Consider the following 12,316-nt stretch of genomic DNA (forward strand, 5'->3'; position numbering starts at 1 on the left):
CGACTGCTCGCCCTTCCCCGCTACTGCATGCGCAGCAAAAAGGCGGCACCTAATGGATACCGCCTCTTCGTAGCTCATTGGGAACCGCGATCGCGGGCTGAAGGCTTACAGGCCCCAGCGTTCGATCAGTTCTTCAGCGGCCGGAGTCAGCTTGCGGAGCTTATCGGCGATCTTGCGACGTTCGTCATTCGTTGGGTTCTTCGCCAAGGTTGCCTTGAACTTGGCATAAACCTTCTTGCGATGACGACGACGTTTCAGCTCCTTGTGACGTTCGTTGATGACCGGCACGCGACAGTTCCTTTAAAGGGATTTCGGAATGTGATTGGGTAATCGACGTACAAGACGTCGGATTTCTTGATCTGGAAACCCAACAATGTAAGGAATGGGGCGAATTTCGTCAATCGGCCGTGCGGTTTTCGGCCGAGGAAGTCCAAGCTATGAGCCGCGGCCCTCCCTTAAAGGGCATTTAGGGCCCAGGGAATTGACGCACGCCCCTCATTCGCGGAGACTAGATGGCACGGCAAACCGTACACATTGCCAAACCTACCCCACCCGAATCATCACTGTCACACCTCCAGGAGATATGCGATGCGTTGTATTGCGTGCTTGATGCTTGCCTTCGCCTTTGCCATGCCGGCTTGGGCCGAAGACGTCGCCACCAAGGAACCGATTGAAGCCTTGAAGCCTGTGCCGCGGGATCAATGGTGGAAGACTCGTCACGAAGAAAAGCTGAAAGCGATCGAAAACGCCGACAAGATCGACGTCGTCTTCATTGGCGATTCGATTACCCACGGCTGGGAAAATGCCGGCAAAGAAGTCTGGAACGAAAACTTCGCCTCGATGCACCCGCTGAACATCGGCTACAGCGGCGACCGCACCGAACATGTCTTGTGGCGATTTGAACATGGCGAACTGGATGGCTATAAGCCGAAGGTCGCCGTCATCATGATCGGCACCAACAACACCGGCCATCGCAAAGAGAAGTCGGAAGACACCGCCGCTGGCGTCAACGCCATCGTCGAGAAGCTGCACGAAAAGCACCCAGAAACGAAGATCCTGCTGCTGGCGATCTTCCCGCGTGGTGCGACCACCGACGATCCGCTGCGCAAGCTGAACGACGGTGCAAATGAAATCATCGAGAAGGACATGAAGGACAAAGACTACGTCACCTTCCTGAACATCAACGATGTGTTCCTGACCGACGACGGTGTGCTGCCGAAGGAAGTCATGCCTGACCTGCTGCATCCACGTCAGGCCGGCTACAAGCTGTGGGCCGACGCCATCACTCCCAAAGTGAAAGAGCTTCTGGGCGAATAGTCGCCTTGAATCACTCGTGACATCAAAAAAGGCCAGGCAGAGCAATCTGTCCTGGTCTTTTTTCGTTCCAGGCCACAAATTCTCTTTGACGACTCACGAGCAACCCTTCATTATGTAGCTCCCACCTACAAGTTTCCCTCCGGAGTTGCCGCCGATGCGTTTTGCTTTTGCGACCCTGCTGGCCGTTACTTTCCTCTCCCCTGCCCTCGCCGAAGAGCCAAGCCCTGGCGACTTGATGGTCCACCAATACTTCGCCGATCAGACGGCGAAGCTGCAGGATCAACCGCTCGACGAGATCGATTCGCTCGAACAGTGGGAAGCCAGGCGGGATACGCTTCACAAGCAATATCGCGAGATGTTGGGCCTCGAACCTTGGCCCGAGAAAACCGACCTGAAAGCAACCACCACCGGCACGCTCGAGCGAGATAGGATCGTCGTCGAGAAGATCCATTTCCAATCGCGACCTGGCCTGTACGTTACCGCTAACCTGTATCGCCCGGCCAAAGTGGAAGGCAAACTGCCGGCGGTCTTGTACCTTTGTGGCCATGGACGCGTCGTGAAAGATGGCGTCAGCTACGGCAATAAATCGCACTATCAGCATCACGGTGCCTGGTTTGCCCGTAACGGCTTCGTCTGCTTGACGCTCGATTCGATTCAATTGGGCGAGATTCTCGGCAAGCATCGCGGAAGTTACGACGACTCTGGCCAATGGTGGACCAACCGCGGCTACACGCCGGCCGGGGTCGAAGCGTGGAACTGCGTTCGGGCCATCGACCTGCTGCAATCACGCGACGACGTCGATCCCAACAAAATCGGTGTCACCGGTCGCAGTGGTGGTGGTGCCTATAGCTGGTACATCGCCGCGCTCGACGATCGGATTCAAGCCGCCGTTCCCGTTGCCGGCATTACCGATCTGCAAGACCACGTCGTCACCGGCGTCGTTTCGGGACATTGCGACTGCATGTTCTGGGTGAACACCTACCAGTTCGATTACGCGATGCTGCCCGCCCTGATCGCACCTCGGCCGCTGATGATCGCCAACACCGATTACGACCCAATCTTCCCGGTCGAAGGGGTCGAACGCACGCACCTGGCCGCTCGCAAGATCTATTCGCTCTACGGGAAGGCCCCGAACCTCGCTCTGACGATCGTTCCAGGTCCGCATGCCGACATTCAGCCGCTGCAGATTCCGGCGTTCTATTGGCTGCAGAAGCATCTGCAGGGCGAAACGCCGCCAATCGCCGATGTCGCTGACAAGCGATTCACGGTTGAAGAATTGAAGGTGTTCGACAAGATTCCCGAAGACGAAATTGTCACGTCGATCGAAGAGTCGTTCGTGCCGATCGCCCCGGCACCGAAAGCCCCAGAGTCGCCCGCTGAGTGGGAAACAATGGCGGCCGAGTGGAAGCAGCTATTGCTCGAAAAGTCATTCAGCGGCTGGCCGCAAAAGGAGCTACCTCTCCCAATCGCCAATGGTAAAGCGAAGCCGGCCGGCAAGTGGCAAGTCGCTCAGCATACGCTAACAACGCAGAAGCATGTCGACCTGCCGCTGCTGCAGTTCACGAAATCAAAGGCGAATGAGGATCAGCCTTCGACGGCCAAGTTGATCGTCGTCGACGATGCTGGCTGGGAACAATGGTCGAAGCTCGCTTCCGATGATGGCAACGAGCCCCTGCCGATCGCCGACGCCGATCAATACGCCTCGGTGTTTGTTCTTGCCCCACGTGGTATCGGTCCAACGCAGTGGACACAAGAGAAGAAGGCCGAGATCCACACAAGACGCCGCTACCTGCTGATAGGGCAGTCGCTCGATGCCATGCGAATTTGGGACATTCGTCAGGCAGCAAAGGCTGCCAACAAGCTTTCCGGCAGTAAGCAAGTCGATATTGAAGCCGAGGGAATCTTGGCCGCCGACACGCTGTATGCCGCGATCTTCGAGCCGCAGATCGGTTCGCTGCACCTGATCGATCCGCCGGCCGATCACCGCGAAGGCCCCTACCTGCTGAACGTGCGCCGATTCATGAACCTGCCGGAGGCCGCCGCGATGGCCGCCAACGATCCGCAGGCACCACGCACGATCAAGACGGACAACGACGACCTGATGAGCTTTAGCGAGCAAGTCAAAGCGGTCGCCGGTTCGCCGGTGCAAACCACGGCGAAGCCCTGAAACGCTTGCCGTGGACTGTTGTCCACGAACGGGGCTTAGACGTAGCCTCGTTCGCCATCTTCCAGGAAGCGAACCTGGTACAGATCTTTCCGGCGGTCGTTCCAGTTCTGGACCGAGCCTTCCATCCGGTGCCGTCGCAGCATTTCGAGGTCGACGTCGTGAATCACGATCGTTTCGACATTCGGATTGCATTCCGCAGCGATGCCATCCCGAGCGAACTCAGCGTCGCAAGGCGTAAAGACACCTGATTGGGCGTAGTGGATGTCGGCGTTTTCCACGAATGGCAGGTTGCCGGTACAGCCAGAGATCGCGACGTAGACCTGGTTCTCGACGCAGCGGGCCTGAGCACAGGTCTTCACCCGCAAGTAACCATGCCGCGTGTCGGTGTTGTACGGCACGAAGATCATCTCGGCTCCCTTGCTGGTCGCAATGCGTGTCAGCTCAGGGAACTCGATGTCGTAGCAAATCTGAATCGCGACCCGGCCGCAGTCGGTGTCGAACACTTCGACTTTGTCGCCTGGTTCAATACCCCACCACTTCCGTTCGCTCGGCGTGATATGAATCTTGTACTGTTTCCCAATCGAACCGTCGCGGCCGAACAAGTACGAGATGTTATAGAGCGTGTCGTTCTCGAGCACGAAATGGCTTCCGCCGATGACGTTCACGTTGAACTTGATGGCCCGTTCCGAGAAGTACTCGAGATAGTCGGTCGTGAACTCTGCCAGACGCCGGGCAGCGAGACCTGGCCGCGTTGGTTCAACGCACGACAACAACTGCGTCGTAAACAACTCAGGAAAAAGAATAAAGTCTGACTTGTAATCAGAAGCGACGTCGAGGAAGAAATCGCACTGCTGCGCGAACTCCTCGAAGCTGCGGATGGCGCGCATCTCGTACTGAACGACCGTGATCCGGATCGGTTCCACCAGGTGATGGAATCGACGCTTGGCCCCTGCCTTGTAGTCGAGGTTGCGCCACTCGAGGAACGTGGCATATCCGCACGAGGCCTCGTCGCTCGGCAGATAGTTCGGGATCAGCCCTTGCAAGGCGAAACCGTTGGCGGTCTGAGCGGTGAGGACCGGGTCGAAATACGCTTTCGCCACCACGCGTTCGACGTATTCACGCGCCGAGACCTCATTGGCCACTTTGTGATACCCAGGGATTCGGCCGCCGATGATCATTCGTGCCAGGTTCATCTCGCGGCACAATTCCTTGCGGGCGTCGTACATACGACGGGAAAGCTTCAAGCCACGGTATTCGGGATGAACCATCATCTCGATCCCGTATAGCGTGTCCCCCTTCGGATTGTGGTTGCGGATATAGCCATTGTCGGAGATGGCTTTCCAGTTATGCCAGGCCATGTTCGGTTCGTACTGGACGATCATGCAGCCCGACGAAGCTGCCAATTGTCCGTCGATTTCAATAACAATCTGGCCCTTCGGGAACGTCTTGATCTGGCTTTCGATGTGTTCGCGAGTCCAGACCTCCATGCCTGGAAAGCAGGCCCGCTGCATCTCGATCAGCGCATCGTAATCCTCGATGCGAAGCTCGCGCAGGACAGTTTTCCACTCGTATTCCTTGTGATCAATCGGTTCCATCAAACCCACCTATGCCATAGACTGCCTAAATGTGTGCTGTTGCGCAGACGCGTCTCCGGCACACAGCGATCCTTCAATGATATACGAGGCCCACGCGTTCTTCGTATCCCAACTAACCAAGATTTCCAGGAGCCAATCCGAACATGGAGTCCGAGCCGCTTCAGTTTTTTGAGCGAATGTTGAACACGCCAAGTCCTTCCGGATACGAAGCCCCGGTTCAGGATCTGGTCCGGGAATATGCCGCTGGGTTTGCAGATAATGTCGATACGGACTTCCATGGCAACGTGATTGCTTCGGTAAATTCCGGGGGCAATGTTCGCGTAATGATGGCTGGTCATTGCGATCAGATCGGCCTGCTAGTGACGCAAATCGACGAAATGGGTTTCGTTCGCTGCCAAACGATTGGTGGTTGGGATCCCGTTCAGTTGGTTGGCCAGAAGATGACAATCTGGACCAAAGATGGCGAAGTCCCCGCGATCATCTCGCGAAAACCGATCCACTTGCTGACCGATTCGGAACGCAAAGCACCGATTCAGCTAAAAGACCTCTGGCTCGACATTGGCGCCAAAGATCAAGCCCAAGCCAAGAAGCTAGTTCGCATCGGCGATCCGGTCACGCTGCAACTGGGTATGCAGAAGATGCAGAACAACCTGGCGTTCGCCCCCAAGATGGACGACACCACCGGCTTGTGGGTTGTGATCGAAGCGGCCCGTCGCTATGGGCTGAAAGCAAAGCAGACCTGTGCCGCCTTCGCCGTTTCGACCGTTCAGGAAGAAATTGGCCTGCGAGGCGCCAAAACGAGCGCCCACGGGATCGATCCTCACATCGGGATCGCGGTCGACGTGACTCACGCTACCGACTGCCCCACCATCGACCGTGGTGAACGAGGCGAAGTTTACCTGGGACGTGGCCCGGTGATTTACCGTGGCCCGAACATGAACCCCAAGGTGGTCGATCGCTTGATCGAAGTGGCAGAGCAGCACGAGATTCCTTACCAGATGGCCGCTTTGGGCAAAGCCGCCCCGAACGACTCGAACGCGATCCAAACCACCCGCGCAGGCGTTGCCGCCGGCCTGGTCGCGATTCCGAACCGCTACATGCACAGCGCGGTCGAAACGATCTCGCTCGATGACATCGATCACGCCGCGAATCTGCTGGCCGAGTTCCTCCACAGCATCCAGGACGACGACGACTTCCGTCCTGGCATGTAAGCTCGGTTGCCGCGAAGGTCGCCCTGCCAATTTGGCAAACAAGCCTTCCCATCACGCCGAAAGATCTTTCACCATAAACGCAAGTCACTACCAGTTAGTGACTTGCGCTTCTCTTTTGGGTTATCGGCACGGCAGTTGCATCTATTAGCAGGCCTCAGAGAGAGTCTGCCAAAATCTGCACTCAGGGTGCATCCGGCCCTCGCTGAGACAACAAACGAAACAACGGTTACTAACCAAGTTATGGAATAAACCGGTCGCCCCACTCGCCCAAGAGAGGGAATCGCCCTCGACCGAGGCCGACCGAGTCAAACCAGTTCATCCCACAAGAGGAGGATTCCAGACGTGGCAAAACAGATGGTCTTTGGAGATGAAGCGCGACAACCGCTGCTGGCCGGCGTAACGAAGCTGGCCCGTGCTGTGAAAAGCACGTTGGGTCCGCGTGGACGCAATGCCGTGCTGGACAAAGGATGGGGTTCCCCCAAGATCACGAAGGACGGCGTGACGGTTGCCGAAGACATCGAGTTGGATGATGTCTACGAAAACCTCGCCTGCCAACTGGTCAAGGAAGCCGCCAGCAAGACGAACGACGTCGCTGGCGACGGTACCACCACCGCTACCGTGCTGGCCGAAGGTATCTTCCGCGAAGGTCTGAAGATGCTGGCCGCCGGGGCTGACGGCATGGCGCTGCAGCGTGGCATTCTGAAGGCCGCCGAAGCTGTCGGCGAAGCCATTCAGAAGTCGGCCACCAAGATCGACGAAAAGAGCAAGAAGCAGATCGAACAGATCGCTGCGATTGCCGGCAACAACGACTCGACCATCGGTAAGGTCTTGGCCGAAGCCTTCCTGAAGGTTGGTAAAGACGGCGTGATCACCGTGGAAGAAGGTCGCGGCAGCGAAACGACCGTCGACTTTGTCGAAGGGATGCAGTTCGATCGCGGTTTCCTCTCGCCACACTTCGTCACCGACGAAGACAAGCAGTTGGTCGAGCTGGAAGACTGCCTGATCCTGCTGTTTGAAGAAAAGATCTCGTCGGCCAAGAAGCTGGTTCCACTGCTGGAATCGATCAGCAAGGCCAACAAGCCACTTCTGATCATCGCCGAAGACGTCGACGGCGAAGCCCTGGCAACCTTGGTTGTCAACAAGATGCGTGGCATTCTGAATGTTGCCGCCGTCAAGGCTCCTGGCTACGGCGATCGTCGTAAGGCCATGCTCGGCGACATCGCGACTCTGACCGGTGGTACCGCGATCTTCAAGGATCTGGGTATCGAACTGGAAAGCGTCAAGAACTCGAACCTGGGTCGCGCCAAGAAGATCAAGATCTCGGCAACCGACACCGTCATCGTTGGTGGTGCTGGCAAGAAGGCTGACATCGAAGGTCGTGCCGCTCAGATTCGTGCTGAAATCGAAGCAACCGACAGCGAATACGATCGCGAAAAGCTGCAGGAACGCCTGGCCAAGCTGGCTGGTGGTGTGGCTCAGATTAACTGCGGCGCTGTGACCGAAACCGAAATGAAGGAACGCAAGGACCTGCTGGTCGACGCCAAGAGCGCCACCCAGGCTGCCCTTCAGGAAGGGATCGTCCCAGGTGGTGGTATCGCCCTGCTCCGAGCCGAAAAGGCTTTGAAGAAGCTGGCCGTCGAAGGAGACGAAAAGCTGGGTGCCGACATCGTCGCCAAGGTTCTGGAATACCCACTGCGTACGATCGCTGAAAACGCCGGTCTGGACGGTGGCGTTGTTGTGAACCGCGTTCGCCAGCAGAAGAAGGCTACCGAAGGCTTCAACGCCGACACCGGTACCTACGAAGACCTGGTCGAAGCTGGCGTCATCGACCCAGCCAAGGTGGTTCGCACCGCTCTACAAAATGCGGCGAGTGTCTCGGCCCTGCTGCTGACGACCGACTCGCTGGTCACCGAAATTCCATCGGAAGATGAAGGTGGCGACCACCACGACCACCATGACCACGGCGGCATGGGAGGAATGGGTGGCATGGGCGGCATGGGCGGCATGGGCATGCCCGGCATGATGTAAATCAGGCCTTTGCCCGAACCCCTTCTGTCTTCAATCACTGTTACAAAACATCAAACATACCCCTGAATAAGTTTTAAGGATAAACACCCATGGCGAAGAGTCTGAAGATTCGCACTTTGGATGACCGCATTGTCGTTCAGCCGCTGCAGGCGGAAGAAACCACCGCTGGTGGTATCGTCCTTCCAGATTCGGCTCAGGAAAAGCCACAGCGTGGTACCGTCCTGGCCGTCGGTCCTGGCAAGCTGCTCGATAGCGGCAGCCGCGCTGAACTGTCGGTTGCAATCGGCGACGAAGTCATCTACGGCAAGTACAGCGGTAGCGACATCGAAATCGATGGCGACGAGTACAAGATCCTTCGCGAGACGGAAATCCTGGCGAAAGTCGTCAACGACTAAGCGATTCGCTTCGTCGTGAAGATTTCCCCAAAACAGAATTCAGTCTTATTTACATAAGGATTTCTTAGCGTGGCAAAACAACTGCTTTTCGAGGATCATGCCCGAGCCAAGATGCTCAAGGGCATCGACAAGCTGGCCGACGCTGTCGCCGTCACGATGGGCCCAACCGGCCGTAACGTGATCATCAACAAGTCGTACGGCGGCCCAACGGTCACCAAAGACGGCGTGACCGTGGCCAAAGAAATCGAGCTGGAAGACCGGTTCGAAAACATGGGCGCCAAGCTGGTCAACGAAGTCGCCAGCAAGACTTCGGACGTCGCCGGTGATGGTACCACCACCGCAACCGTCCTGGCCCGTGCCATCTTCAAAGAAGGCATTCGCAACATTGTTGCCGGTAGCAACCCAACCGCGATTCGTCGTGGTATTGAAAAGGCTGTTGCCGCTGCCGAAGACTTCCTGCTGAACCTGGCCAAGCCAGTCAACAGCAAGGAAGACGTCGCCAACATCGGTTCGATCAGTGCGAACAACGATCGCACGATCGGTGAGCTGCTGGCCGAAGCCCTGCACCGCGTCGGTCAAGACGGCGTGATCACGGTCGAAGAAGGCAAGAGCCGCGAAACGACCGTCGAATACGTCGAAGGTATGCAGTTCGACAAGGGTTACATCTCGCCTTACTTCATCAACCGTCCAGCCGAAATGGACGTTGAGCTGGAAGACGCCTACATCCTGTACCACGAAAAGAAGATCAGCAACCTGCGTGAGCTGATTCCTCTGCTGGAACAAGTTGGCAACACCGGCAAGCCACTGTTGATCGTCGCCGAAGACATCGAAGGCGAAGCACTGACCGCCCTGGTCGTCAACCGTCTGCGTGGCGTGCTGAACATCGCTGCCGTCAAGGCTCCTGGTTTCGGCGATCGTCGCAAGTCGATGCTGGCCGACATGTCCATCCTGACCGGTGGTACTGTCATCAGCGACGACCTCGGCATTACGCTCGATAAGGTTCAACTGAGCCAGCTCGGCCGTGCCAAGAAGATCAACATCACCAAGGACAAGACGACCATTGTCGAAGGTGGTGGCGAGAAGAAGGCACTGGAATCGCGTATCGCTCAGCTGAAGCGTCAGATCGAAGAAACCGACAGCGAATACGATCGCGAAAAGTACCAGGAACGTCTGGCCAAGCTTTCCGGTGGTGTTGCGGTGATCTCGGTCGGTGCCGAAACCGAAGCCGAAATGAAGCAGACCAAGGCTCGCGTCGAAGACGCCCTGCACGCGACCCGTGCGGCGGTTGAAGAAGGCGTTCTGCCAGGTGGTGGTGTTGCCCTGGTTCGTGCGATCGAAGCCGTTGAAAAGGCTCGTTCGTCCGCTCGTGGCGACGAAAAGATCGGCGTCGACATCATCCTGAGGGCTCTACCAGCTCCGATGCGTCAGATCGCCGACAACTGCGGCATCGACGGCAACGTGGTTGTCGACGAAGTTCTGCAGAAGTCGACCAACTACGGTTACGACGCCTACAAGGGCGAATACGTTGACATGGTCAAAGCTGGCGTCATCGACCCAGCCAAGGTCGTGCGTACCGCTCTGAGCAACGCAGCCAGCATCGCCGGCCTGTTGCTGACCACCGAAGCCCTTGTCACCAACCTGGAAAAGGAAGATGGCAAGCGTGCGGCTGAAGGCGTGGTTCGCTAAGCCGAACCCTGGTTCAACGACGTAGGTGGCTGCTGACTTGTGGCGGCCACCTGGCACGAAAGAATTCAACGGGCTGCATCTCTTCCAGGGACCAGCCCGTTTTGTTTCTACCGCCGCCTACGTGAGGACACGATGGCAACGAAAGTCGACTATTACGAAGTCTTGGGAGTCGAGCGATCCGCCTCGAGCGGCGAGATCTCTAAGGCTTATCGCAAGCTGGCGATCAAGTATCACCCCGACTCCAATCCTGGCGACGAAGAAGCCGTCACGCGATTCAAAGCCGCGGCTGAAGCGTACGAAGTGTTGAGCGACTCGGAGAAACGGGCCCGCTACGACCAGTACGGACATGCCGGGGTCGATGGCAATCAACGCGCGAACTTCCACGATGTTGAAGACATCATGGAGGCTTTCGGTGACATCTTTGGCGGAGGGATCTTCAGCGACATCTTCGGCCGTGGCGGTGGTCGAGGCGGCCGCCGACGCGTGCGTAAAGGTGCCGACATCCAGGTTCGCGTCACGCTCGATCTGGAAGAAGCCGCCACTGGCGTCCAACGTCAAATTCAAGTCGATCGCCGTGTCGCGTGTGGAACCTGCAATGGAAGCGGAGCTAAGCCAGGCTCGCAGCCCGAGACCTGCAATCGCTGTGGTGGCGCCGGTCAGGTCGTGCAGCAAGCCGGCATTCTCCGCGTGCAGACCACCTGCCCTTCGTGCGGTGGCCAAGGCACAATCATCAGCGATCCTTGCCAGGATTGCCGCGGGAATGGCTTCAGCACGCAGCGGGTGAGCATGGATGTTTCGATTCCAGCAGGGGTCGACGACGGCATGCGAGTTCGCCTGACTGGGGAAGGCCAACCAAGCCCAGATGGTGGTCCTCCTGGCGATTGCTACTGCCATATTTCGATTCGCAAGCACAAGCTGTTTGAACGCGAAGGGGATCACCTGATCCTCAAAATGCCGATCACCTATACCCAGGCTGTCCTGGGGAGCGAGATCGAAGTTCCGACGCTCAATGGCCCTGCGACACTCACCATCCCGGCCGGCTCCGGTTCGTCCGAGGTGTTCAAGATGCGTGGAAAAGGGATGCCCGATCCTCACGGCCGCGGGCAAGGCGACCTGTACGTTCAGACGTACATCGAAGTGCCGAAGAAACTCGATCCTCGCCAAGAGGAACTCCTGCGAGAGTTGGCCGATCGCGAACACACCAACGTGACGCCGCACCGCAAGTCGTTTCTCGAATCGATCAAAGACTATTTGTTCTCGTCTTCCGAAGAACACGACACCAAGAAGAAAAGCTAGGTCAAGGAGCTTAAAAGCGTGTCTGCTGATAATCCCCAAAACGATCCATCGCAAGAATCGACGCAGCCGACCGGTGAGACGCAAGCCACCGAAGAAAATGTGTCGGCCGATGCCTACTTCAGCACCTCGGACGACCCGATCCAGCAGCTCAAGCAAGACTTGGTCGACGCCGAAAAACGCGTGCTGCTCGCTCAGGCCGATCTCGAAAACTTCCGCAAGCGGATGCGACGCGAACGCGAAGACGAATTGAAGTACGCTAACATGCCACTGCTGGCTGACTTGCTGCCGGTGGTCGACAACCTGCAGCGTGCCCTCGAATCGGCAGGCACCGGCGAACAAGCTGGCGGCATTGTCGAAGGGATCAAGATTGTCGAAAAGCAACTTGTTGAAGCGATGAAGAAGCGTGGCTGCGAGGCGATCGAAGCACAAGGCCAACCTTTCGATCCGAACCTGCACGAAGCGATCATGCAGCAGCCGAGCGCCGACGTCGAACCGAACACGGTTCTGCACGTCGCCCAGGTCGGCTACAAGATGTACGACCGCGTCGTTCGTCCGAGCCAGGTGATCGTTTCCAAGGCTGCCGAATAAATCGATCCCATCGCCTCTTTCACTCCCCAGAGG

10 protein-coding genes are annotated in these 12,316 nt (G+C 57.4%); 8 read left to right on the forward strand and 2 right to left on the reverse strand.

The genetic code is table 11. The annotated features are described in order from the left end of the window. Positions 1–105: 105 nt before the first annotated feature. Positions 106–288, reverse strand: coding sequence for a DUF6800 family protein (locus AB1L30_RS26090; RefSeq protein ID WP_345094210.1), 183 nt, complete (start codon positions 286–288; stop codon positions 106–108). A 300-nt stretch (positions 289–588) separates the two neighbouring features. Between AB1L30_RS26090 and AB1L30_RS26095 the strand changes: the two genes are divergently transcribed. Together AB1L30_RS26095 and AB1L30_RS26100 are read left to right on the forward strand one after the other, a co-directional pair. Further along, positions 589–1,317 (forward strand): platelet-activating factor acetylhydrolase IB subunit, encoded by a 729-nt coding sequence (locus tag AB1L30_RS26095; RefSeq protein ID WP_367017434.1) that lies wholly within the window; start codon positions 589–591, stop codon positions 1,315–1,317. 154 nt (positions 1,318–1,471) lie between these two features. Continuing rightward, positions 1,472–3,484, forward strand: coding sequence for an acetylxylan esterase (locus tag AB1L30_RS26100; protein WP_367017436.1), 2,013 nt, complete (start codon positions 1,472–1,474; stop codon positions 3,482–3,484). Between the two features lie 35 nt (positions 3,485–3,519). On the opposite strand, the gene AB1L30_RS26105 is transcribed toward AB1L30_RS26100, so the two are convergent. Beyond that, positions 3,520–5,079 carry a GNAT family N-acetyltransferase gene (locus tag AB1L30_RS26105; protein WP_367017437.1) on the reverse strand — a complete coding sequence of 520 codons (1,560 nt, stop codon included), beginning with the start codon at positions 5,077–5,079 and terminating at the stop codon, positions 3,520–3,522. Positions 5,080–5,222: 143 nt separating this feature from the next. Here AB1L30_RS26105 and AB1L30_RS26110 point away from each other — a divergent pair, with 143 nt between their 5' ends. From AB1L30_RS26110 to grpE, 6 genes are all read left to right on the forward strand, one after another. Beyond that, on the forward strand, positions 5,223–6,290 hold the full coding sequence (locus AB1L30_RS26110; protein WP_367017439.1) for a M42 family metallopeptidase: 1,068 nt from the start codon (positions 5,223–5,225) through the stop codon (positions 6,288–6,290). A gap of 354 nt (positions 6,291–6,644) precedes the next feature. After that, positions 6,645–8,318: a chaperonin GroEL gene (groL, locus tag AB1L30_RS26115; RefSeq protein WP_367017889.1), complete on the forward strand. Its 1,674-nt coding sequence runs from the start codon at positions 6,645–6,647 to the stop codon at positions 8,316–8,318. 89 nt (positions 8,319–8,407) lie between these two features. After that, positions 8,408–8,713: a co-chaperone GroES gene (locus tag AB1L30_RS26120; RefSeq protein ID WP_345094218.1), complete on the forward strand. Its 306-nt coding sequence runs from the start codon at positions 8,408–8,410 to the stop codon at positions 8,711–8,713. Between the two features lie 111 nt (positions 8,714–8,824). Further along, positions 8,825–10,399, forward strand: a complete 1,575-nt coding sequence (gene groL, locus AB1L30_RS26125) for a chaperonin GroEL (protein ID WP_367017891.1) — start codon at positions 8,825–8,827, stop codon at positions 10,397–10,399. Between the two features lie 132 nt (positions 10,400–10,531). Beyond that, positions 10,532–11,695 (forward strand): molecular chaperone DnaJ, encoded by a 1,164-nt coding sequence (gene dnaJ / locus AB1L30_RS26130; RefSeq protein ID WP_367017441.1) that lies wholly within the window; start codon positions 10,532–10,534, stop codon positions 11,693–11,695. An 18-nt stretch (positions 11,696–11,713) separates the two neighbouring features. Beyond that, positions 11,714–12,283 (forward strand): nucleotide exchange factor GrpE, encoded by a 570-nt coding sequence (gene grpE, locus AB1L30_RS26135; protein ID WP_367017443.1) that lies wholly within the window; start codon positions 11,714–11,716, stop codon positions 12,281–12,283. Positions 12,284–12,316: the final 33 nt, after the last annotated feature.

Origin of the sequence: Bremerella sp. JC817, assembly GCF_040718835.1 — a bacterium.
Taxonomy (GTDB): Bacteria; Planctomycetota; Planctomycetia; order Pirellulales; family Pirellulaceae; genus Bremerella.